The sequence below is a fragment of the Enterobacter sp. fkY84-1 genome, from assembly GCF_052974705.1.
In genome coordinates this window covers 1,702,664-1,726,976 of the sequence record NZ_CP169393.1, presented here as the reverse complement: position 1 = coordinate 1,726,976, position 24,313 = coordinate 1,702,664, and the positions used below count along the sequence as shown (strand labels likewise).

Below are 24,313 nucleotides of genomic sequence, written 5' to 3'. Positions count from 1 at the left end.
AGTTATTCCCCTTTGAATCTATATATTTTGTCTTTCTCATTTGGGATATATTGAGATACGATATAATTTGTTTTATCCTCTGATAAAATAATGACTTTCCCACGCCAATAAACTGTACTGTGACCTGATGAAATAACTATATCCCCATCAAGTGGATCTGTTACTAATTGGCCTTTGTCTTTACACAATAGAAGTAAGGTAGAATAGCTACAGTTTTCTTTAGCATATTTTCTACCTGCTGTTGGTGTTGTGTATTTCTGATAGATTTCATCACGGTAATTACTGCCAGTGATCATATCAATTACTGTTAGCACCATGATATGACAATCATTAGTACCGTACACTAACGGTTCACCAACTAAACCACTTAGGTACTCTGTTATAAATCCGTTTTTCATTATTTTTTACTACTCTTCCAGAATTGTTCTGAACTATTTAGTATTCCGATTAGGTCAAAGAACTTATCACCAGTGTGTAGTGATTGGTGTACTGATGTACTGGATAACAGGCGTTGTGTTTGGTCTAACTTCTTCCACAATGAATTTAGATTCACTGTTGTTTCATTAGTGGTATTACCTGCTGTGTTGTTGAAGTCTGAACTAAAGTAATCGATATAACCACTAAACATACGATAGGCATAAAGAATGCTACCTGTAGCCGGATTAACAATCCCCATCCAGATATTAACTTTGGCATCATTCCACAATCCGCGTAATGCCATAGATAGATAATCCTGGCTTACATTACTTACTTTCAAAGAAGTACCGTTATTGTTGATTTGGTTCTTTTCTACATAGTTAGCAAATGATGAATCAAGGAAATCAGGTACAGACTTATAGTTAATCCCATTATAGTTTTGATCGGCAATGGCATCAGTTAGATATATGTTACTTCCGGTAGGTGGAAGTACATCTATTAGCTTTACCATAACACCACATTGATATAGTTCTTTTTCTGTTAGTACGGTTTTGTTATCGCCTCGTGTAAGGTTCCAGTACGCGACAAGATCCGCATTAGTTAGTACATTACTTGGAATTGACATAAATTAACCTCTGATGTTTTCGGTTGCATTTATTGTCACTTCCATAATGTTTGTACTTGGCATTTGGTATGCTGCGTTCTGTGGTGTAAGAATAAATGAACCTTGAATATTGTCATATTTCATTACTTCCCCAAGTTGGATGTTTTTGATTAATCCAGGGAAAATAGTAATCACGTTGCCAGTGTTGGCTATGATTCGGTATAGTTTCTTGTGTCCGTTGAATTGAACTAACGTACCAACTTCAAGTGTATTAGCATTAACGGCAATGGATGTTGCCCCCGCCGTCCTTGCTGCTGTTGCCTGTACTTGTGATGTTTGAGTACCGTTGTATGTACTCCACCATCCAAGAGGCATAGAGAACGGTTTGCCCTGACCATATAAAGCGTAGAAGTTAGCGAGTTCAGCACGGTTCATCTTGTTCAAGGTAACTTTGAAGCTAAGGGTAAAGTACTGCGAACCAACAACACGTGTAATAGTTTCACCTGTCCATGTTTGGTTTTGGTATTGCGGTATATTATCCGTCAACATGAAATCACTAATAAGTGTGTTATTTAACATATTATTATTCCTTTAATAGTTAGCCCACAATCCATGTGGGCTATAAGATATTTATACGTTATTCTTCTGAGATTTACGTGTTGCCTGGACGATAGTATCAGCGTGTTTATCACACATCTTTTGGAAATCTGAATCAGAAATTTGACCATTACTATTAATAATTAACGGTGCATCAATCTTAATATCACCTGATTTACTACCATCCTGATTACTCAAGTATTTTGTTAAATCCTGATTTAATGATTTACCTACTACCCGTTCCCCTTTTTCAAGATTGTATGTACCAGTACTTGGTAGTGAATCCCAACCATCATGGGCTTGCCCCTGGATAGCGGTACCTTTGATAGTACGGACAATGGAAGCACCCTGAGCTGCTACTTGTACACCTGCTGCGATCCCCATAGGCCAACCAAGTTTGATAGCTTCGGATATACCCTGCTGGATGTTGATCACTGCCTGAGCAATGGCAATACCTTTACTTACGGCAAATGCTGCCTTAGCCGCTGCTGATGATTCACCGAATACACCAGCCATGATATCCGCTACGTTACCTGCTCCCGTTTGCCACATCCCTAAAGTACTGGTTAGTGCGTCTGCGGTTAATCGGCCACGTTTCATATCGGCGTTGGCCTGAATCGCTGTTAGCTGATCCTGGTACTCCTGGAAACCAAGTACTTTGGCATCATATAGAGCCTTAGCCCCATCTTTGTTCTCTTGTTCTTCGGTGTTGATGTTCTGGTTCTGTACCGGATCTGGCGAAAAGTCTAATGGGTTCTTGTACCCTAAGCCCTGACTAACCGTGTCATTCATCCAGGTAGTACCCGCTTCCGCTGCTCGTGCCTTAGCATCTGCTGTTGCATTAGGATCGTTAGCAATGGCTGCAATGTTCTGTGCCTGTTTGAGTCTGTTAGTTTCAGAAAGCATCTGATCAACCATGTCTTTGTACTTGGTTTTACGGCTTTCATATTGCTTGGATAACATATCTGTAATTTCAGATTCAGTACTTCCTGCTAATTTACCTGCTTCACGTATACGCTTTTCAATCTGGTCTTGTTCATAGTTAAAACGAGTAATACGTATTTGAGCTTCATTAGTACCGATTTGTGATAGCGTCTGTTCTAATAGTGCCTTTGCTCTTTTCGTTTGTTCATTAAGTTTGTCTTGTGCGGCTTGTGCTTTCTTGGCTGCTGCTTCATCTTTCTTAGCTTTATCTTCACGTGCTTTATCTTCATCGGCTGTTAGGCTTTTCACTAACTTCTCACGGTTAGCTTTATACCCTTCATCAAGTTTAGCGAGATCGGCATTCATTGCCGCTTGATCACCCTTATAAGCACGTACTAAAGAATCTTTAATAGTTGCTCGTAATTGTGCATGAGTTGCATCAAGGGTATCAATCTGTGCCTGTGTTTTTTGTTTTGCTGAAAGATAAGGTTTTAGAGCAGTATCAATAACACTTCTATCTGAGCCTTTATTATATTCTTCTTTCTGTTTATCAAGTAGGTTATGTGCCGCATCAAGATTTGCTAATAAGTTTGCAAAGGTTTTATTATTTTCCTCCTGTTGCTTTTGCTGATCTGCTACTATCTGAGTACCATAAATTGAAGAATTTTTTAGTATCTGCTGTTGAAACTGTTGTTGGTATTGTTGAGTAGCCTGAATACCTTCTTTACTAACTGCTGCTGCCGCTGCATTAACTGGTTTACTATTAATAATTTTCGTCATTAAGTCGAGAATTTCAGCAAGGTTCTGTGCGATAGGTGCAAGCGTTGAGTTCTTCCAGGTATCCCATGCTTTGGATAAGTTATTAGTTGCCGCCCTGTATTCTTCAAATTGTCGTGATTGTTCTGCGGTTAGTTGAATAGATTCATTAGCAAGACTGTTTTGGTACTCTTGTTCGCTATTAAACTCTCGGTATATTGTCATGCGTTTTGACGCGTCGTTTGCAACTGTTTCCATCATGTTTACTATCTGGGATTGACTGAATCCCATTTGTTTAGCCTGATAGTAAATCTTAGCAATAATATCCTCACCGCTATCTGCTGCTTTCTGTAACTCGAACATATTCAACTTTAACGGTTGAAGCACGTCGGTCAAGGTACTGCCTGCGTTATTCGTGATCGCATCGCCCAATTTATCCTTACTATCCTTAATTTGGTCCGCTACGTTATCCATAGTAAGGCCAACGGCGGCGAACATATTAGCGGCCTGTTGAATCTGCAATATACCAGACTGTGATAGTGAAGCTGCCTGAAATACTTCAAAAGCCTTTTCTGATTGTTCTTGTACTTTTGCCATAGTTGCAGCAATAGCGATACCTGCGACCCCTACAGCACCAGCGAAACCAGACATAGCTTTAGAGGTAGTAGATAGGCCAGTATTGATACCACCAAATACTCCACCCGCCTGATCACCAAAGTTACCTATATCATTGGCTGCATTTTTTAGTGATCTTTGTAATCCTGATTCATCACCATTGATTTCAAAGATCATTGATTGTCTATTGTTATTTGCCATTAGGCTTTACTCCCATCCAATTAAGCATGTTTGCTTTTTGTTGTTCTGCGATCTTCTTCTCCCTCTCTGCATGTTGTTCAGCTAAGGTTTTATTTGAAATAATATTCAGTGAGTCGAGTTCATAGATATTAAATTTAGGTATATCTTCTTTCTTGATGTTGCCAGTACTTAACCAAATTGCCTGTAGTAGTTCGGTATGCCTGATTTGCTCTATCTGTGAGGATTCAGGATCAACGATTTCTTTAAAAACTAATAGGTAGTAGAAAAGCAAAACGGGCATAGTGCAGAGTTCATCCACACTACACCCGTGTTTATACAATAAAGATAGTGATAGTTTGAGAGTCGGATCGCGTCTTACTTTCCCTCTACATCCTCAACATTAAAGGATTTAGCGAAAACGTTTCCAATTTCAGCATTCAATTTTAGTTGTACAGTAAGATCTACTTTTGCTTCAACTTGTTCAGGTGAATCAAAAATCTGTTTACCGTCCTCATCAACTACACAATAGAAAATTGCCTTATATGGATCGGTACATTCTGTATGTTGGGTAATGGAAGGTAGTTTGATATACACAGTACATTCTGGTGTTAGTTCTACTTGTGTTAGTTTCACACCAATAGTATTCATTAGATTAGAAAAATCCATTTTGTTTTATCCTTTTAGTTGGTTTGTAGTATTTAGTAATTAAGCACCAGTTACTTCACCAACTGCGATTGGAGCACCAGTTACAGATACAACGAAATCACGAGTAACTACACCATCAAAATCACCGTTCACTACATCTGAACTCACGTAACCATTTACAATACTGTAATAGGCAGGACCGTCTTGATCTGCGATGTTTTGGAAATAGGTTACTTTAACTTGCATTAATTTTTGTGAAGCTGCTGCTGATGCAAGTAGTTCCTGACCTGTTGAACCTGGTTTCCAGTTAACAGTCAGTGTTAAATCTGGAACACTACGAGAACCAAGTAATTTCTTAGCGTACTGTTGACCGAAAGTGTTTACGCTAACAACATTAGATTCTGCACCTGCTGCTGCGGGGAACGCACCAACTTCTTCAACAACGGTAAAAATAGTTGCCTGACCGCCATTAGCTGGAGCTTCTGCAATTTCAACTTTGACATTATTACCAATGAAAATAGAATTAAAAGCCATTTTATTATTCCTTTAAATTTAGGGATAACGATCCTTGCTATCCCTTTCATATATTATTTATGTATGTAGGTTGTAGTACTTCATATATAAAGCTAAACCTCTTAGTAATTCACCAGTATAGAAACCAAAGTACATTGAATTGTTTTGGCTTGTTGTTGGTGTGCCACTTCTAATGGCTGGCGACCATGCTCCATTCATCACGTGATTAGCACTAATTACATTGTAGTTTTGTTGTATCTCAGCAAAGAGTAAATCAAGTAATTCATGATCTGGATAACCTGCAATCGCCATCATTGATGCACCTGCAAGCCATAGCCCTGACATATGACCTGTAAAGCCATCATAGATAACTTCCCCATTATCTTTAAATCGTGTTGGTGCATGGCCATCGTTATTTTTCATGAACCACTTTAAGTAGTTCATCCAGTTCTTACAGTACGTAAGTATGTTCTGTGGAATGGTGTAATCACCACGTTGATACAGTTCATGTACTACATCACAACCTGCAAAGAACGCACGAGGTTCATAACCAGACCATGCCTCTTCATACCAGTGCTGCATGATGAATACGTCGGGTTGTTCACCATCAGGTAAGTACGCTAATGCGTCCTGACGGTTCCACACAAACGCCTGTGCACATGGGCCTGGTACAGTCGGATGAAACTTATTCGTAAACCAGTTCTGAGCATCACATAAGAACCTCATACTGTTATTCAATCTGGTTTCATCAATTGCAGTACCCTGAAAGCACCATATAGCCGGTAATTGATACCCTGGGTATGGAAGTCCACGCCAGCCAGAATACAACTGAGCATACGGATCTGTGATGTTACTGAAGGGTATCAAGCCTGGTGTGTATGCGAGACTATCAAGCATGTACTGCTTGATCACACTATCGCCTAAGCGGGCTGTATACCCGTTTCCGGTACTGTCATTAAACGTAAGACTTAGCAGTACTGAATAGTCACCCGTACCGCCATCATCATAGAGTGCTGGTAAATCGTTAACACAATACCAATCAATACGACCTGAGACACCATCAACCGGATCGGTATCAAGTAATAGTGTAAACTCTGTACGTCCTGTTAATGTTGGTTGTCCTGGCTGTTCATCACCTTCTTCATGATCCGGTTGATAAGAACTCAATTTAAAATCCAGTACATTAAACGTTTGTGTTACCCATGCCCCGTTGCTTGCTGGTAGCATAGCCCACCAACGCCAACCAAGATCATCAACGATACGGATATTAAAATCATCAGCATATGTTCTGTATGTGAAGCTGTTTAAATCCTGTGTTTCATCATCAAAGATCCAGAAACCAACTGTAGAACTACCGTCAGAATCCATAGTAGTAGAGATCACGTTGTCATAGTACGTTCCAGCGATACCAGATACATATTGTAAGGTAGTTACTGTGTTATCCCCATAATCGGAAATCATACGCATATCTGCTGTTAAGTACTGTCCACCGTCTGGTTTAGCAATACGTGTAAAATGATTCATCGGTATATCCATTGAAATAATACTATTATCAGTATTGGTAATGGGTAAACCGCAACGGTATCTTATAGCACCATCTTCTGTTTTAGTTTTATTAACTGTCATTGCTACAGCAAGGCTTAATGGTTTTCCAGTAGTATCAACACCACTATATTCAACATGGAAAGTTGAACCATTATTAAATTTGAACCATATAGATTGTTGTTCAAGGGTTGTTTGTGCTGAAGCACTTTGACTAATTACTATATAGCCATTTGAATCACGTGAATATGATGCTACTTGGTCACTTGGATAGAAATAATCATATGAGATACCGTCTGTAAATGGCGTTAATGCGATAGTACTTTTACGGAAAAACATATCATATTTGTCAATATCAGAATAACCAGTACATGTAATTAATGAGTTTTGCCATGCTAAGTAATAGATACGTTCGCCTGTAATATCCCATAGTAATTTACATGCCTGACAGAACCACAATTCGGCATCTGATGCGTTATCACTGAAATCAAGAGAGCCATAGTTATCAAGTGGTACATGTACTGGCCTGTTGTGCCAACGTTCATTACGCCCCATCAGATAACCGCCGTGTTCTACAGGGTTACGTGTTGCATAGTTGAAGCGGTAATTACCGTTGATGGAAGTATCCTTGAGCTGCACTGTACCTATCTGGCTTGTTAGTCCTTCTTCCAGTACATCCCCATTACTATCAACCTTTCGCCCGGTTCTATCGACTATCCAGGCGACATCAAAGGTAGGTGCCTTAACGTCCCAATTGATAGAGTCTTCATCATCTAACCATGCATATACGGTAGCGTTAACCTGGTTCCAACCAAGCCCCGCTCTTTCGGGAAAAGCAAACCATACAGCATCGAGGTATTCACCGTAGTTAGGTGAACCATGAGGTATCTGTGTTTGTCCGTTCGTCCATGTGAACAATACGCCCTTGAACCCGCCGTGAGTTGGATACTCTGGGTCTAATGGGTAATGTGCCAGTACTGGAGCCTTGCCGTTACAAATCCAGTTACAGCGTAGTGAACCATTAGGTGGATCGGGAAACGCCACACCACGGAAGAACGCCAGGTGATAGGCATTAAAAAAATCTTTGGCACGTTGTAGGTAGTATGGTTCTTTGGTTGCCTGATACGCATAGATAGCACCAAGAATTGCTAAGGATTGTCCTTCTGTGGTTGCGTCACCGTCCGGCTGTGCTTCCCAGCCCGTTTCCGCTATAAAATGCCTGTTGTTACATAGGACGTTCTGAGGGTTTAGTACATAGTGATCTGTTTTATTGTCATTAACTAAACCCGTATTACGTTCTAAAAATTTCCAATGCCCTTCAATCATTTGTTGGGCATTACTTATGTTACCTTTTCTAATCATTAATGAAGATCCGCCATTAGTAATGAGCCGTACCAGGTACTCCCCCCATCTACTGAACTAAATTGAAAAACATCAACTGAATCTTTAGTGAAGGTTAATACTGGAGTACGCCCGTATGACCATTTAACATTCGAAGGCCATTCTATTTTATTAGCACCTGTGCCTTGCATCAGATATGCCGTGATGGTTTGACTGTTCTTAGTACTACCGCTTGCATTGATAATGCTTAATTGAGTACTCGCAGAGGTAAGTGTTGCAGAGAACACTCTTTTACCATCTGACATATCAAGACTAAGTGCGTCTGTTACGGTATTTAGTACTAACAAATCTTGAGTGATAGTAACCTTAGTATCAATGTTTGCCTGTAGTGCTGCATTCTTTACATCAATCTGTGATTTTGAGTAAGTACCTACATCATTATAGTTCAGAGACACGTTAGAACTTAATGGATAACCGTTAACAGTAGTAATACGTAGTGCAAAGAGATCGTTAGCCTGGGTACGGGAATATACGTCACTAATATCTGCTGCTACCAATTGAATGTTAGTACCAGATAATGGTTTGTTATTGATTAGGAACGTCTTTGGAACGAAAGTACTATTACTATAACTTAGGCTTGCCATATCCGTTAACTGTGCTGCCGTTAGAGTAATATTACCTGTTAATGCTAATCCATTTACTGTAGTAGCTTTTGCTACAAAGTTTGTATTAACCTGCGTCTGTGAATATACATCTAAAATATCGGCTGCTACCAAGTTTAACGCCGTACCTGTTAGTGCGTGTCCGTTTAACTGGAACACTTTAGGAACATAGCTGTTATCGGTCTGTGTTTTTGAGTACACATCAGAAATATCTGCTGCTACCAAAGTAATGTTGGCTGTAAGTGCTTTACCATTGACAGTACGTGTGATTGGTACGTAGTTACTGAGATCGGTAGCGGCTGCCGCACCAAGTTCTGTTAGCGTTGGTTTATCAGCACTGGTGTAGACCTTGTACCATGCCCCGTTACTTGCTGTTGAGAAGTTACGAAAGTTGAGTACTGGCGTACCGGTTTTGCTCATTACCAATTGAGTACCGTTAGAACCATCAAGGTTAGTGATACCCAACATATCAACACCTGTTGGTGCGTTGGCTGCTGCGATCTTAACGAATGAGTTACCGTCACGGCCTTGATAGCTTGGAAACTCGTTACCGTTCGAACCTACCCCCCAATCACCACGGTTAAGCGGTACTACGGACTCATCAAGAATACCTGCTGATAGTTGTGTTTCTGGTGAGAAAACGTATGAGCGGGTAACAACCTGATCCATATCTGACGTATCTGATACGCTGGATAAGTACCCGTTGTACATCACATAGTTCACCGATGTATCGTTAGTACCTTCATCAAGCATTTCAACCTTAACCTGTACTAATTGCTGAGAATCAACAACAGAATCAAGTACGGTGTTTTCACCTGGAACATAGTTAACTTCAATAGTCATATCACCATATGAACTATCACCCGCTACTTTAGAGGTGAAAGTACTATCATATGTTTCTACAGTTGAAATAGTTGTTGATTCACTAAAACTTGGAAATGCCGAAAGGTTTTCTACTTGAACAAAAGTACGGGCATTTGGATCAACATTAGTTGTATCGGTGTTAATCCATACCGTAGTTAAATTCCCTAAAAATGTTTGAGCCATAATTATTCCCCATAGCTAAAAGATAGAGTTTGCGTGTGTACATAAGCGGTTTCCGTTGCTTCGGCTTGAGTAGTCATTAGGCTATCTTCAATACGTACATTGAATAATGACATTGGAAGTTGCTGGTTTAATTCATTAAAGAAACCAGGCGTATTAATTGCTTCAAGTATTTTTTCAATTTCATCGGATGCTTCTTTATATGATTGTCCGACAGACACAAACTCAACACGAAATTCACATAAATTTCTAATAGTTGATGGCACAATTTGATTATTAATGACTGTGTTTGCTTTAGATACTTGAGTACGTTGTACAGAAGAATCACCAATATAAACCACAGTAATATCATCTACTGATGCTTTTGATGGAAAGTGTAAATTAGTAACTGGAGAGAGTTTATTAATTAAGTACTTTCTGATTTTATAGTCTGCCGTAAACATATTATATTTCCTCTTCTAAATCGACTTTGCGAATATAGTGATAATTAGTGATACCGCTTGTATCATCATCTATCCTATTTACTACGTATTCGATGCTATCGATTTTGAAGGTGCTATTTAGTTTGATACCTGACTTAGCACTAAAATATGTAACGGTAGTTTGACTATCATCGAAAAAAAGCTCGTCTTGTTCGAAAATAGCGGTAATCGTTATTGATACACCATCTTGAACAATGACGAGCTTTTCACCAAAAGCATTAAGTAGTGACTCTGATTGTGAGTTACTAAAAAATGCTCTCATATTAGTTCCTGATTATTAGCTTGTTAGTTTTAAAACTAAGAATGCTTCATCATGTGCAAATGCGTGTGCCTGGAAGCTGAAAGTACGTAGCACAATACCCATTGAATTACGTTGAGTGGTATCGTCACGATCCATAGTTACAGAACCCCATTGTGCAAGTACCAGATTTGACCAATCACCAAACACAATAGAACCGGCGGCAACTTGAGTACTTTCAACTAAGCGTACTGAATCAGCGAGGATGCCATCACCCATGTAACCTTGTAGAAGGTACTTGGCACTGGTATTAGCACCATCAAGAGTGGTACGTAGAACAGCAGCGGTAGAAGGATGTACGATAGCTACAACGTTCTCTACACGCACGTTATGAGCGGCAAGAGAAGCAAGAGCATCAATCACATCTTCCTTAGTAAGAGCAGCAGTCAAAGTAACAGCTGGAGCCTTAGACACGGCATCAGCAAGAATTAGACGTTCCAGTTTAAGAGCAGCACCCTTAACCATTGCATCTTGAATATACTGTTCAGCGGTATTAGCTGATTTGATAAGAGTCCGAGTCAGTTCTACAGAACCTGTGAAGATCTCAGGTTTCAGAGTGATTTTTTCGAAAGATGCGTTGTATGACGGGCTTGGAGCACCTTCAGTTACATAACCGAAGTTATCAGTGAAATCAGAAGTTAGTTTTGGTAGTACCAGATTCCCTTCACCTTCAAGATTTGCAAATACCTGAACAGGTAAACCAGCAAATACAGAATTTGCACGTAGAACGTCAATATACGAATCTGCGTAAACTTCTTTGATTAAAGCAGTACCACCAACAGTGGTAGAAGTACGCACGAAATCACCCGCAGGGATTTCAGTTTTGCCTGTAAAATTTCCTTCACTTAAAGAACGAATTAGGCCATTAAGAACAGTTTTTTCCATTTTGATTTCCTTATCATTTGGATTTTTTTTTGTATTTAGTGATCGCTTGAAGTCCACAACAGAGATTCCTTTCTCGATGGCTTCAGATACATCAACTTTTAGAACCTCGCCGATTGATTCCAATTCACGCTTACGTTCCAGTTCATTTGTATTTACTTCTTCATTAGTACTTTCTTGTGGTACGTCTTCAGAATCGGATTCTTTAGTTTCAGAATCATTTACGCTTTGTTCTTCAACATCGCTTTTATTTAACATCTTGCTAAGTAATTCAGGGCGATTAGAAAACATTTCTAAAAGCTCTTCGTCAGTAATTACTTTTTCAGATTCGGATTCAGCAGCTTCTTGTTCAGGCGTTTCATTAATTTCTTCCTGTACTTCCTCTGTACCCTCTTCCATCATTTTTTGATTGTCATCCATGACATTAATATCCTCTTGGTTATCTTCTTTTTTATTTATCAAAGAGCGACCAACACCAGCCGATACATCAGCAGGTACAGTTACCAGAGATATTTCATATGGGGTGAAATGAGTTACATAGATAATGTTACCTTCAATACGGTAATCATTTACGGTATAACCGAAGCTAATATGTGTTAATACGCCTTCATTGATTTGCTCCCATTCTTTTTCCGAAGCATTGGAAATCTGTAATACAGCACGACCTACTTTATCTGAATCAATACGTGCTGATAGGACTTTGCCAATCAAATGATCTCGGTCATGATTAAAAAGTACTGCCCCTGAATTGTTCAAACGCGATAGGTCTACATTATCTGGATTACATAGAAGTACTTCGTTATATAACTTCCCTTCTATTTCACGTGCTACGGGAGTTTCAGAACAAAAAGCAACTTCAACGGTACGATTATCAGAATTAATCGCCGTTGGTAAGGTTAATTCCCTCGTCTGGTTTTTGAACTTCATTTTGAACTTCCTTGTTCATATTCTTCTCACTTTCTATTTCTTGCATTACGAGACGCGGATCACCGCCCATTTCACTAATAACTTGTGTACGAGATTTCAATCCAGCATCAATAGCAGCCACTTCACACTGAATATCCTTTAATGGATCAAGTGAGATTGGTTTAGTTTGAATATAACGAGCACAAACAAGATCATCGAAATCAGAGAATTTTAGATTTAACTTATTATTATTTAGCATTTCATTCTTTAACCATGCTGAATAGATTGGCTTCAGCACTTTATTAACAAGAACATTTGTACGTGTTGAGAATGTAGTAGCCTGAAGACGTTCAGCTAATTTAGCTGCACTAAATGATGCATCAGCAGTACTCCCCATTAGGCTTTGTTTAGTTACGTTTAAGCCCATAGAAATATTATCAAGTAATACATCTGTGAATTCGGCAATACCATCAACACCATTACGAGGATCAACAGATTTGATATCCTGGTTAGCACCTAATTCAAAAATAGCACCAGGCTCTAAGTACTCATTGTAGATAGCAGTACTTTGTTCACTTTCGTTTAGTGACAGTTCGTTGTTGCCGCTATTGGTAATGAATGTAGTTACACTGGCTGAAATACGCTTTGCTAATAAAGCCGCTTCTTGAAAGTTCTTCAAATCTGAAAGGATTTTAGTACTTGCAATAAGATCGGGGATTCCTCGATTTTGCGTAGCATCATCTGCCACATAATAATGTAGGATTTCAGTAGCCGGAATTACGTCATAGCTCGTTGCATCGTATGTATATGTAACCGGATTGTATTTAGCAAAATAGTAATTTACTGATTGATTGTATTTATTGAACTCAATACCGTTGCTGATATAACTTCCATTGCTGAGTAATGCATTGTTAAATTGTGTTAACCTGCCTGAATCAATCATTTCTATTTTGATGGTACGGTTAAAGTTATGAATTCTTACAAAGGCTTCACCATCACGCACACGGTGTTTTTCAAGAGTCTGAGTAAAGAGGTCAAACGTCATTGAATTATCCAGACTGAAACGGGTTTGATCATAAGCCCAACGGTCAAAAAGCTTTTCAAGTTGCATATTGATTTGATGCTTTTCATTTTCATCAATATCAAGTTCAACTGAAGGTTTTACATAGATACCGTTAGAACCTACAACACCATCAACTGATAACATCATGTACTTACGTGCGATTGGGTTTGTTAAGGTTGATTGTCGTGATTCATTACGCCATTCTGCTAAATGCCATTTTATGAGATTGTTAATACTTACTGAGCTAACACCAGCATTAAAGCTGAAAGCATTAATACCATTTGTTGTAGTTCTGATTTGATTCAAATCGCGTTGCAGTGTTCTGCCAGAATGTTCACGTACTTCAGTTTTCTTGGTTCGTACTTCAGGTTGTACATCAATCTTTTTTCTTTTAAACCACATTATCGAGTCCCCCAACGATTTGGATAGTTAGGATCTCGGAATACGGTAATACTCTTAAATGGTTTATTGGAATCAGGTTTACCATTCATTTTAGCCCACAGAGAATTAGCACGTTCAATATAACGTGTACGCATTGCTTCTAAATTGGCTAATGATTCACTAACTAATGTTTTATTATTAATTGCAATGCTATAGTTAGCACCGCCTTGTATTTTCGCTTCAATAACTGCTTCAATTTCACTAATCATTGTGCGAATACGTGCGTATTCTGCCGTATGCCTTGTTGGATCAATTACTTCACATTGAGAAGTACTAACAATACCGTTAGTAATCTGAGTACAGAATAGTTTTTCTGATGAAATAGCAAGATCAAACGTGATAATAAAATCACGTTCAACATCACTTGATTGATTATCAAGTGTTACAGATTGACCAGTACTAACATATGAAGTTACGAAAATTGTTTTTGCAGGAATCGTTACAGAGTACTCATACGGGTTTGATACCATATAAATTTGTTCTGGTAAAATTGCCATTTGATATCCTTATCATTTTACGTTTTGCCGAACCAATTAGAACCCATACCTGTACGTCTACGTCTGGTAGGTGTATTTTTTGGTTCTTCTGCTTTATTTATTTTGTTTTTGTTATTACTTTCAGATTGTTTATATTCGCGTAATTTTTTAAATGGTTGATTACCTAATTTAGATTGAGCGTAGGCAATAGCAATAAGACCATAACAAAGACAATCAAGACTTTCATTCCTTCTCTGGCCTTTCTTTAATCGCCATACTAATTTACCGCCAGCAGGTTTTAACTCTTCGGCTGATAGCTGTTCAAAATAATCAGTTGGTAATGAACTACTAAAGCGGAGCTTCACAGGTGCATTATCTGCTTCAGTACTAAGCATCAGATTGAGAAGTTTACGTATCGTATTCTTTTGATCATGTACGTTTAGGATCTGTAGCTTGTAACCAGCCTGTGTTGATTCCTTGAAGAGATCACCAGTAGTGGAGCTGGAACCCTTAATAGGATGGTACTTAGCCCAACGTGCTGTGAACTTCTTAACCGTATCAGTAGCGTTACCATTCGAACTGTCCACGAATACTGCGAGAGTTGGTACTAAACGACCTTCTACCGTGCGGAAATCTTGCCTACAGAACTGATCAAGGTCTTTCCAGGCTTGTGATTCGATTTTAGTTACATCGTGACCATAGAAAAATTCGTGACCAAGTACATATATGTTCTTCTCATCAAAGCCTAATATAGTGGCTTCGCATCTATCAATTTGCTGATCAACTGATATACAAATACCTAACGTACTTTCAGGGATTTTATGTAGGTTAAATTCATCTTCGCGTAGTGATTCCAATTGGAGAATATCTAATTCCTTTTGATATTCATCCTCATAAGGTAATCCAAGTTCGTTGTTATAGAATGTTTGTAGATTGAAGTTATAAAGAGCATCAGCAAACTTACTTACCATTTCAGTAATCGTATTCAATGGGGAATACATACGGCTGATTTGATAACCTACTACACCAGGTTCACCATCTGGATTAGTTGCAACCCATCGCCCGTTATCAATCATTTGATGTCGTGTATGTTCACCAATTTCCTGTTCACAGCACGGACATATTAAACGGGTAGTTGTACTATCTGGAATTGCTCTACCATTCTCTAAATATTTAAATTCGAATGCTACCTGCTCCCATTCAAAAATATACTCATGACCGCAAGAATGTGTAACAAAGTAACGGCGTTTATCAGATAGGTTATATTCCGCATTAATTAAATCATCTTTATACAAAGGTGTTGAGGATACAACCACCAATGAATCACTACCAAAGGTACTGGTACGTGCTTCTGCTAATTTTATTGGATTCCCTTCATCAGTAATTTCGCAGTTGCTGACCTCATCTAACAGAACACACCTGGTTGTGATACCGCGAAGGTTCCCCGGCGTGTTGAGATTTAACCAATAGATAAAAGTACCGTTCACCATTTGTGTTTGTTTAGAGTTATTGGCGGCGTTCTTATCATTCTTATCGGTTACTAATGGCTTTAGTACTTCACTTGTTTCAATTGCTGGAAGAAATTTACCATCCTTGAATTTCTTCACTTCTGATTCAGAACTACTACCAAAAGCAAAGTTACAGGGATCATTTGCCATTAGACTAAAAGCTATTGATTGAAGTACTGTTGTTTTCAAAAGCTGTGAACATGATTGAAGTACAATCTTTTTAGTACTTCTCTCTTGAGCTATATCCATTGGTTCTTTTTGGAAACTAAAGGGTATCCAATCAAGGCCCATATTCGGCCCATCAACAAATTTAATTACACCATTACTAATCCACTCACTGGTTTTCTGAATCTTCGGCGGTTGTATCGTTGGTAGTACTTTCTTCAGAACCCTCGTTAATTTCTTTTTGTTTGTTTCCATCCTCTAATACTTCCATGTCATCGGGTAGCTCAAATTCCATTGAGCCTAATTGGTATAATGTTTTATCAATATGCGTTCTTAATACATCGCGTAAATCCTTTGCATCTGATTGTGCAAATAATTCAAGATAAGTTTTTGATGGTATTGCACGTACTGCTGTTTTGATCTGGAATAGATATTCTGTTAGTACTTGTTCTACATATTCAGTACTGACCACTAGCCCATTCTTTTCTGCTAATTCTAATTCTGCTAACTGCCTTTCTGCTGAAAGTTTCTTCAAACGTTCTTGTTCAATTCGTTCTTTTGTATTAGTATCACGCAACGGCTTTAGTACATTATCTACAATCCAACTTCTTGCGTTAGAATCAGTGCCAGTCGGCATTCCCTTTTCTACCCAAGTTCGAACTGTAGATTCATCGTATCCGTACTGTCTCGCTAATGATCTTAATGAGATATCCATATTTAATCCTTTTTATTTTATTTATAGGATTTACAATGTCAGACCGTAACAATGATTTTTCTCTGTTAGTAAAATTGCTGAACGGGTTTTTGAAGAAAGATGAGATAAAAAAAAGGCTACATTCTTTTGTTGAAAAAGAAACTAATGATTGGGAAAAATGGCTGCAAATAGAATTTGCTCATTATCTCACTACAAAAAAGAAATATGAACTACATCGTGAAGTCACAATATACCTCGATCCAGTAGATTACCCTGATAGCAGACTTGCTAAAGTAGATTTGATTCTGCGTGAAAAATTCTCATCCTCTGATGATTATATTTTTATAGAGTTCAAATGTACTAAACGTGTTGCACCATTAGTTAGGGGCTTAGCTGCCGACCAAAAGAAAATTAATGCTATTAAACATTGTGACTACAAAATGCGTAATTATCTCGGTGTCGGGTTTCATCTTTTTTGTGAACCAGATGATATCGATTTTATGGAAAAGTACGTTAGTGAAGAACTCAATGGCTCTTACGCTGTTTTTAAATTATGTGAGTGTCCAGTAAGATATAATTGCCAATGTGAATTAAATGAAATTGGCGTTGTTCTTTTTTGACTGCGGTGCGGGTATAGTTATTTCGTTCACACACAAATGTTCATATCCGGTGGCGAAACTACGCGGTCTTTAAAAAGTTCAGGGAGAACCTATTTTGTTTATTTACCATTTTTGGTGATTGAACTATTTAAGTACTTTATGATAATCTTTACGATCTACACACATACGAGGTTAGTTTTATGCTGACTGTGATCTTAAAGTTCTTTGAGTTGTTCACTAAGTTACCAAAGTCTGTTCAAGAGCAAATTATAAATGCTGTTATTCTAACTCTTACACTTGGCTTTAAACGTTTCTTCAAAAAGAAAAAAGAAGAAGATCTAAGGAAAGCTACTGAAGAAGCAGTTAGTCCAGAAAAATGGCAGACTACATCAGTTGCGGTGAGTAATCTCATGCCTTCTCTTTACTCTCAAAAGAAAAAAGAAGAGTTTGCTAACTCAGTTGTTGAGTTAATTAGAAGCGACTCATTCATTAAAGAATTAAGTACACGCATCGAAAAGATTAACTCTAATGATGAAGAAAGCTACGTGGCTTTGTGCTCTATCGAAACTAAAAAGCTAATCATTGAAATGCTTGAGAAGAACACCAAGTAAATGATAGCCGCTAATTACATAATGACAATTTCATAGCTCTTTTATGGCAAGGAATGAATATGAATCTACAAGCAAGTCTGTTTATAGCCGCAGCAATAGCTATTGCTGCCTATCAATGGGTTAAGCATAAGGGTACAAAAAAGGATTGGGAGAAAGGTAGTATCATTTTCGTAGGCTTATTACTTGCAATACCTGTTTTCTTTGTTTCCTCAGTCGCAATTTTTGGTATTTGGGGGCAGGAAGGTCAAGCAAAAGAAGATGCTCAACAGGAAGCACGTAAAGCAGAAGAAGATAAGAATCCGATTGGCTATGCAAAAAATCACCACAATCCTGTTTATGAATGCCAGCGAGCTATCGAGAAATTAGCTAAGTATGACTTTAAATGGAAGGATTCGATTACCAACCCTGCTTTTGTAACTTACGCATGGGTTAGTAAAGATTCAAAAGTGATTGAAATGTATGGTGACCAAGCTCAAGCACAGAATGGATTTGGTGCATATAAGAATGTCCAGTATTCCTGCAAATTCAATGGCGAAACTGGCGAAATATTATCTTATAACTTCAATTAAATGTTAAATGACGCCCTACCAAGCTTAAAACTGGTAGGGCTTCATTTATTGAGATCTATAGCAAACTATTAACTTTATGGAATAGAACTGACCTGTACAAATAACCTTGTACTGCTGATACTCCCGCATTCTGAAGTACTGGTAGCTCTTGCCGCTCGTAGCATCTGGTGATGGTTCTTATCCTGTAGGGGTGCAATCACATTATCGCAGTACTTAAAGTTTGTAATGGTGCTGTTTATGTATAAGTAAGAATGGCCTTTCATTGAATACCTAATAAGATTCTAATTCGCTCAATAAGTTCCTATGTATTAGCATTGCTTGAAGCACTGTTTAGTTCGGTAAGCTTGCAGTAATGAAAAGCTTTATTTATTGTACTATAATATCTTTCATTAGCAATCAAGTTAATTTAACTTAAGTTGCCACTATAAATGCATAGTGGAAACCAATTGACATTTTGTTAATTAATCATTATAAAATAACAAACATCAATTAATACATAAGGGTTTGAAATGGGATTATGGTCAAGTGTAATTGCTAAGCAACTTGAAGCAGTTCAAAATGCCACCAAAAGTCTTTCAGAAATGCCAAGTGCTAATGAAAATGAAACTGATAGTAGCAATAAACATGATGATAATACTGCCAATAAAAAGTCTAAAATTTTAGATGATATTTTATCATCTCTACCTCCTGAAATTTCTCGTTATACTAAGAAAAAACTGACAGAAGTTATAGACTATGAACCTCGTATTGGCGTTATGGGTAAAACCGGCGTAGGTAAATCGTCATTATGTAATGCAATATTCCAGCAAGATGTTTGTAAAGTTAGCCATGTTGAGGCTTGCACAAGAAAACTTGAAGAGTTACAAATTGATGTTGGGGGCAGAAAACTTACCCTTATTGATTTGCCAGGAGTGGGTGAAAGTGAAGCAAGAGACATCGAGTATCAGAGTCTTTATCAAGAACTAATACCAACACTTGACTTGGTTTTATGGGTGATCAAAGCTGACGACAGAGCACTCGGTCCTGATGAAAATTTCTATAAAAACGTTATTAAGCCGCTTAGTGCTGAAGATAAAATCTTGTTTGTAATAAACCAAGCTGACAAGATTGAACCCTCATACGAATGGGATGGCTCTAAGAAACGCCCTTCTGCTACACAAATAGAAAATCTTGAGCGTAAAGAAATTGATATTTACAATCGCTTGTTTGAGAATAATAATGGATGTATCGCGGTATCGGCTCCGTCAAAATACAACATCAGCAATCTTGTCAAGAAAATGGTTTTAAGATTACCAAAGCGTTCTAAAGCTGCGGTGTATAGTACTCTTCGTGAAGAAAATAAAACTGAAGAGGTTAAACAAGAATCAAAAAAGGGGTTTACCGAAGCAGTAAAAGATGTCCTTGATTCCATTATAGATAATGCTCCAATTCCAAATATTGTGAAAGAGCCTCTTAAAAAAGCCAAAGATTATGTTTGCGACAAGATCTCAAGCTTCTTTGACTCGTGGTTTTGATTCTCTTTAAGATAATTATCTGATTCATCGATAGTTAGTTAATTATTCCCCCTGGACAGTACCTGGTAACAAACACCGAATAGATGGTACTGAACAGGGGATCATCAGTATACTTTTCATTCTTCATCAATTTTGATGTAACTATCGATACAGAAAAGGGATTGTTTCGTACTTATATACGAGAAACCATTAGGTACTGTAATTGAGGGGTTATCGTTTTTGGATGCTGAGTACAGAATGTATCAGGCTCATGAAGAAGATGATTGGTTTAGCCAGGGTGAATTACCATTTTGAGTACACGCCCACCCACACACATTCAACAAACCACCATTTGTGGGGGGCGTGAACAAGAGAGTGTACTTGATTGCGTTTCCATTCGTAAAGTATAGTTATTCTGACTCTTGGTTAACAACTCAATAATAGTGGATAAATTATGTTAATAATGCCTAACTTAACATCTGATGAAGTTAGTATTGAAAGTCTACACAGAGACGCTTCACCAGTTCAAAAAGACTACAATAACACCCCGTATTTTGATGTTTTAAGTTTTGAACTTACCGCTATTCCATCCGAAAGATGGATAGAGAGATTTAATGAGCATGTTCGTTCAACCAGAGATACAAGATTAGTATTACCATGTAATTTTGAAGGTGCAACACTCGCTATATCAACTTCAAAGACATATGTAAATTCACTTCAAGAATTTATCGACTTATTAAAAAAAGCATTCGAGGATGTTAACGAATATTTTAAACTCAAACGGGATAGAGAAGTAGAAGAAGAAAAACACATTAATGATATTCTCGATAACTTGAAGTTTTAAATTATATCATCACGGTTCAATTATGCTCTAAAGGGCATAATTGAACCGGTAAAGTTCGTACACTCTTCTATCGGTTATTATTGCTATGGCAAGCAAGAAATTAAAAAAAACACTTCTCACAACAATTTATTTTATTCTATTCATTGAGCTTTTAGCTTTAATAAACCTATATATTTCTACTCCTAAAGGATATGAACTTGGATCAGTCTCAGATTGGCTGAACACCGCCGGAACGTTAGGTACTCTAATTGTAGCTTATTTTGCGTATCGGAAAGTACCTGAATGGATGGCACAAAAGCATTATGATATTGCTTACGGGATCATTGAGAAGAGTATTTTTAATGATCTTCCTGATATTCGTTCAACCAGTTTACATTTTCAAACTTCAATCAGTGCAGTTTTACATAACTTTAAGAAAACAGTCGGCACTGGTACACCAACTAACCTGTTTATTATTGATACTGTAGATCAATTAGATAAGTTGTCTATTAAGTTCCAGCAGGAATCAAGTGCCATTATTAATCAACTTAATACTGTTGAACGTATCAACTACGAACTTAGTGACACTGCACAAACCACAATATCAAAGTTAAATTCAGCAAGTGAAATTTATTACCAGACATATGAGCAGTTATATGCCTTATATGAAGACATTATGATTGAATACTCACTCGAACCTGAGCAACGAAAAAAATACACAGATAAAATTGATGACATGCTTAAAACAGTAAAAGAAACTAATACATCACTCACAGAACATATAAACGAAATCTATAACAAAAACAAACCAATTTCAGACTTCATCACACCTAAGAAACAAAAACACCCCTGATTGAGGGGTGTCATTCATTACTTTTCCATATCTAAACTTGCACATAGTACCTGTACTGCTTTAATCACTTCATCTACAAACGGATTGATAAGACTTTCATTAAAGTACTCGTCTTTGCATTCAGTGATGTTTAATAAGTACATGTATGGATCGCCTAAATCGCGTACTTTTGAATCGTGCGTTTCTAACTGTATGCCTGAAACGCCGTTTGTTTCAATTCGTACATCCTCGTTAACATAGAGAAAGTAGTATGTACCATCATCGTATGTGTTAAATTCCATTCTAATCACTTTAAGTACCTCACATATCATTACCAGTACTTACAAGCTCTAAGAATCTTTCAACGTCTTCTTTTACATAAATTGCCATTAGTGTAACTACTAAATCATCACTCTCGTTATTTGAATCTTTTATAAAATAAAGATAATCAGCAATCAGTTCAAAATCATAATCTTTCGGTACTAATACCTTAAGTCTATATTCAGAATAGGCAAAAGGATTGTACAGTACTGCTTCTACTTCATCGATAAAAGATTCACCATGAACCATCTTATATCTCAATAACTTCAAATATTTTCTATGCATTAGGTTTTCCTTTCCCTTTTCTAATAAGTCACTTCTTGATTGTTATTGTATTTATTTGTTTAATACGAAATGCAGTCAATAACATTCACCAAATGAAGTTTCTGTACAAAGAATTTCACCCCTTTGGATAGAAAAATTACATGGTATGTGTAAGTACATTAAGGGCTTTAACAGCCCGATACCCCGCCCTTTGAGCGAAGCGGTACAGCGAAATACTTTAGGCACGTATTGCCGACCCCTACTTTTGTGTACTTAATAAAAAAGAAATTTGTATGTACTTAGTGCAAAAAGAAATTGAATGATATTTGTATGTACTCGCAAGTATTAGGTACTTTCAAGAAGAAGTACATTAACTACTCAGGCGAGTACATACAAATAGAAATTCAAAGCCGAACGCGTTAGCGTTTGTGCTTCTTCATATTAATCTCGATAAGGCAGTTGCAAGCAACCGCCTTATGTCGAACTCACTGCGAAAAAAAGAACGAGCGTAGCCCGTTCTTTTTGTTCTTGTTCGATGTTTTTTTCCTAATTTTGTCTCCTTTTATTACCTATCATATTAGATAGTTTTTAGAGACATTTTTTGTTTTCACAGGAGTGAATTATACTTCGAGACAAAATGTAATCTTTGCTGTTCATTGAGTACTAATTGTGTTTTTTTATTCATCCATTTATTGAATGATTCAATTGTAGGAAATTGTTGAAGGGTAATGCGTTGATATGCTTTTTTCTGTGAAGTACTTAAATTCAATGGAACAAATGTACTAACTGGTTTTGCACTATTCGTTACTTCAATTCCTAAATCTATGAAGATAGGTGTATCTGAAAGTGATAGTGCTTGCTCCTTATCGAACACATAGACATCTACTACTTCATCACTCTCGTAATCGCGTAGTTTGGTACGTTGTACGAATTGATAAAGTTCTTCCTTCTCTCGTGCCTGTACTATCTGTTCGTATGTAAGACCAAACATTAGTTCACACTGTTTTACTTCTACATTGGAAGGTTTGAGACTACTTAACCAAACGGCTTTTGTATAGTTCTTGTAATCATTGATACCACGGCTTTTAGGCGGTACATACTTTCCGTTAAGTACCTTTTCACTCTGATCGCTGTTCACGGTAAAGATGTAATCAGTAAGGTTCTCTCTTACCCATGCTAAAACCTTCTCAAACTGTTCTGGGGAGTTTGAACGTAGTGATGCCGTCAAAGGTACATCACTAAAGTAATGTACTCTCATGCGTTGATTTAGTGGTACTGTACGCTGTCTTAGCGTTAGGGTAGTACGTTCAAAACTTCCAGGTGAGGACAAGTACACAAGGGTGTTCTCAAAGTCATTAGCCATAAAGGTAATATCAAGCCCCATGAAGCGTTTTAGGTTTACCCATGACATAACCTGTAGTTGGTCTTTCTCCTGCTTGTACTGATTAGTACCACCTACTTTCTCAAAGAAACGTGCATTGAAAAGGAAGTGATCGTACTGCTGCACGAAAGCAAACGCTTTAGCGGCATTTTCAAGTACTACATCATCAAAATCAGTGACAGGTTTAGCCGTTACGTGATTATCACCTACTGCTTCAAAGCTATGAAACAACTCATTCTCAATAAGTGATTTCTGGTTTGTATTAGGAGTAGCAAAGTGATGGAAAGAAACAACATCATCAAGATAGATTTTCCATTTTTGTAGTAACGTCATATCACGTATCTTTAGGAAAGCAATATCAGTTATTATAAGTACACGGTGTGTAGGGTTTAGTAGAAACTCAACCATATCCTCATGAACATTTTTCGAATTTACTGATGTGATTAGTTTTGCCACTTCACCTAAATCTTTTGCGGTCTGCTGTGTAAGATGTAATGTACCCTGCACAACAATATAGTTATCTGGTGTTCGTAAAATTTGCTGTACCAACGAGTGTGTTTTACCACTACCACAATCACCGCTGATAAACTTCATTTTATTTTTCGATAAATAGTTATACATTATATAATATCTCCATATATTTTATGGCACTACCTCCACGTAGT

Annotated in this window: 25 protein-coding genes; 6 read left to right on the top strand and 19 right to left on the bottom strand. The window is 37.6% G+C overall.

Annotation, left to right across the window (positions count from 1 at the left end):
* Positions 1-2 precede the first annotated feature (2 nt).
* From ACEPLT_RS08130 to ACEPLT_RS08055, 16 genes are read right to left on the bottom strand one after another with little or no spacing between them, the layout of a single operon-like run.
* On the bottom strand, positions 3-398 hold the full coding sequence (locus tag ACEPLT_RS08130; RefSeq protein ID WP_447088356.1) for a DUF6950 family protein: 396 nt from the start codon (positions 396-398) through the stop codon (positions 3-5).
* The gene (locus tag ACEPLT_RS08125) at positions 398-1,042 is read right to left on the bottom strand and encodes a DUF2163 domain-containing protein (RefSeq protein ID WP_447088355.1); all 645 of its coding nucleotides are present in this window, start codon (positions 1,040-1,042) and stop codon (positions 398-400) included. The genes ACEPLT_RS08130 and ACEPLT_RS08125 overlap by 1 nt, the downstream gene beginning before the upstream one ends.
* Before the next feature lie 3 nt (positions 1,043-1,045).
* Positions 1,046-1,600 (bottom strand): hypothetical protein, encoded by a 555-nt coding sequence (locus tag ACEPLT_RS08120; RefSeq protein ID WP_447088354.1) that lies wholly within the window; start codon positions 1,598-1,600, stop codon positions 1,046-1,048.
* A gap of 51 nt (positions 1,601-1,651) precedes the next feature.
* Positions 1,652-4,114: a hypothetical protein gene (locus ACEPLT_RS08115; protein WP_447088353.1), complete on the bottom strand. Its 2,463-nt coding sequence runs from the start codon at positions 4,112-4,114 to the stop codon at positions 1,652-1,654.
* Positions 4,104-4,412 carry a hypothetical protein gene (locus tag ACEPLT_RS08110; RefSeq protein ID WP_127348488.1) on the bottom strand — a complete coding sequence of 103 codons (309 nt, stop codon included), beginning with the start codon at positions 4,410-4,412 and terminating at the stop codon, positions 4,104-4,106. The genes ACEPLT_RS08115 and ACEPLT_RS08110 overlap by 11 nt, the downstream gene beginning before the upstream one ends.
* Positions 4,413-4,468: 56 nt before the next feature.
* Positions 4,469-4,759: a hypothetical protein gene (locus ACEPLT_RS08105; RefSeq protein WP_045143191.1), complete on the bottom strand. Its 291-nt coding sequence runs from the start codon at positions 4,757-4,759 to the stop codon at positions 4,469-4,471.
* A gap of 39 nt (positions 4,760-4,798) precedes the next feature.
* Positions 4,799-5,272: a hypothetical protein gene (locus tag ACEPLT_RS08100; RefSeq protein ID WP_447088352.1), complete on the bottom strand. Its 474-nt coding sequence runs from the start codon at positions 5,270-5,272 to the stop codon at positions 4,799-4,801.
* A gap of 57 nt (positions 5,273-5,329) precedes the next feature.
* On the bottom strand, positions 5,330-8,155 hold the full coding sequence (locus tag ACEPLT_RS08095) for a hypothetical protein (RefSeq protein ID WP_447088351.1): 2,826 nt from the start codon (positions 8,153-8,155) through the stop codon (positions 5,330-5,332).
* Positions 8,155-9,843 carry a hypothetical protein gene (locus ACEPLT_RS08090; RefSeq protein WP_447088350.1) on the bottom strand — a complete coding sequence of 563 codons (1,689 nt, stop codon included), beginning with the start codon at positions 9,841-9,843 and terminating at the stop codon, positions 8,155-8,157. Before ACEPLT_RS08090 ends, ACEPLT_RS08095 begins: the two co-directional genes overlap by 1 nt.
* 2 nt (positions 9,844-9,845) lie before the next feature.
* Positions 9,846-10,283, bottom strand: coding sequence for a hypothetical protein (locus tag ACEPLT_RS08085; RefSeq protein ID WP_047955448.1), 438 nt, complete (start codon positions 10,281-10,283; stop codon positions 9,846-9,848).
* A gap of 1 nt (position 10,284) precedes the next feature.
* Positions 10,285-10,584 (bottom strand): hypothetical protein, encoded by a 300-nt coding sequence (locus ACEPLT_RS08080; RefSeq protein ID WP_447088349.1) that lies wholly within the window; start codon positions 10,582-10,584, stop codon positions 10,285-10,287.
* A gap of 15 nt (positions 10,585-10,599) precedes the next feature.
* Positions 10,600-12,429: a phage major capsid family protein gene (locus ACEPLT_RS08075; RefSeq protein WP_447088348.1), complete on the bottom strand. Its 1,830-nt coding sequence runs from the start codon at positions 12,427-12,429 to the stop codon at positions 10,600-10,602.
* Positions 12,380-13,873: a phage portal protein gene (locus ACEPLT_RS08070; protein ID WP_447088347.1), complete on the bottom strand. Its 1,494-nt coding sequence runs from the start codon at positions 13,871-13,873 to the stop codon at positions 12,380-12,382. Before ACEPLT_RS08070 ends, ACEPLT_RS08075 begins: the two co-directional genes overlap by 50 nt.
* Positions 13,873-14,409: a hypothetical protein gene (locus ACEPLT_RS08065; RefSeq protein WP_191185310.1), complete on the bottom strand. Its 537-nt coding sequence runs from the start codon at positions 14,407-14,409 to the stop codon at positions 13,873-13,875. The genes ACEPLT_RS08070 and ACEPLT_RS08065 overlap by 1 nt, the downstream gene beginning before the upstream one ends.
* A 17-nt stretch (positions 14,410-14,426) precedes the next feature.
* On the bottom strand, positions 14,427-16,316 hold the full coding sequence (locus ACEPLT_RS08060) for a terminase gpA endonuclease subunit (RefSeq protein ID WP_191185309.1): 1,890 nt from the start codon (positions 16,314-16,316) through the stop codon (positions 14,427-14,429).
* Entirely contained in the window at positions 16,231-16,776 is a 546-nt protein-coding gene (locus ACEPLT_RS08055) for a terminase small subunit (protein WP_224752980.1), read from the bottom strand. The genes ACEPLT_RS08060 and ACEPLT_RS08055 overlap by 86 nt, the downstream gene beginning before the upstream one ends.
* A gap of 35 nt (positions 16,777-16,811) precedes the next feature.
* On the opposite strand from ACEPLT_RS08055, the gene ACEPLT_RS08050 reads away from it, so the two are divergent.
* The 6 genes from ACEPLT_RS08050 to ACEPLT_RS08025 all read left to right on the top strand — a co-directional run bounded on the left by ACEPLT_RS08050 (position 16,812) and on the right by ACEPLT_RS08025 (position 21,703).
* Positions 16,812-17,375, top strand: a complete 564-nt coding sequence (locus tag ACEPLT_RS08050; protein WP_447088346.1) for a hypothetical protein — start codon at positions 16,812-16,814, stop codon at positions 17,373-17,375.
* Positions 17,376-17,554: 179 nt separating this feature from the next.
* Positions 17,555-17,965 carry a hypothetical protein gene (locus ACEPLT_RS08045; RefSeq protein WP_447088345.1) on the top strand — a complete coding sequence of 137 codons (411 nt, stop codon included), beginning with the start codon at positions 17,555-17,557 and terminating at the stop codon, positions 17,963-17,965.
* A gap of 59 nt (positions 17,966-18,024) precedes the next feature.
* A complete protein-coding gene (locus tag ACEPLT_RS08040; RefSeq protein ID WP_191185306.1) occupies positions 18,025-18,534 on the top strand; it encodes a hypothetical protein in 510 nt (169 codons plus the stop codon).
* Between the two features lie 509 nt (positions 18,535-19,043).
* Complete coding sequence (locus tag ACEPLT_RS08035) at positions 19,044-20,048, top strand: GTPase family protein (RefSeq protein ID WP_447088344.1); 1,005 nt, start codon at positions 19,044-19,046, stop codon at positions 20,046-20,048.
* A gap of 433 nt (positions 20,049-20,481) precedes the next feature.
* Positions 20,482-20,871: a hypothetical protein gene (locus ACEPLT_RS08030; protein WP_191185304.1), complete on the top strand. Its 390-nt coding sequence runs from the start codon at positions 20,482-20,484 to the stop codon at positions 20,869-20,871.
* An 85-nt stretch (positions 20,872-20,956) separates the two neighbouring features.
* Positions 20,957-21,703, top strand: coding sequence for a hypothetical protein (locus ACEPLT_RS08025; protein WP_447088343.1), 747 nt, complete (start codon positions 20,957-20,959; stop codon positions 21,701-21,703).
* Positions 21,704-21,720: 17 nt separating this feature from the next.
* Here ACEPLT_RS08025 and ACEPLT_RS08020 read toward each other — a convergent pair whose 3' ends face one another.
* From ACEPLT_RS08020 to ACEPLT_RS08010, 3 genes are all read right to left on the bottom strand, one after another.
* Positions 21,721-21,984 (bottom strand): hypothetical protein, encoded by a 264-nt coding sequence (locus ACEPLT_RS08020; protein ID WP_191185302.1) that lies wholly within the window; start codon positions 21,982-21,984, stop codon positions 21,721-21,723.
* A gap of 19 nt (positions 21,985-22,003) precedes the next feature.
* A complete protein-coding gene (locus ACEPLT_RS08015) occupies positions 22,004-22,288 on the bottom strand; it encodes a hypothetical protein (RefSeq protein WP_191185301.1) in 285 nt (94 codons plus the stop codon).
* Between the two features lie 586 nt (positions 22,289-22,874).
* Positions 22,875-24,269, bottom strand: a complete 1,395-nt coding sequence (locus tag ACEPLT_RS08010; RefSeq protein ID WP_191185300.1) for a hypothetical protein — start codon at positions 24,267-24,269, stop codon at positions 22,875-22,877.
* Positions 24,270-24,313: the final 44 nt, after the last annotated feature.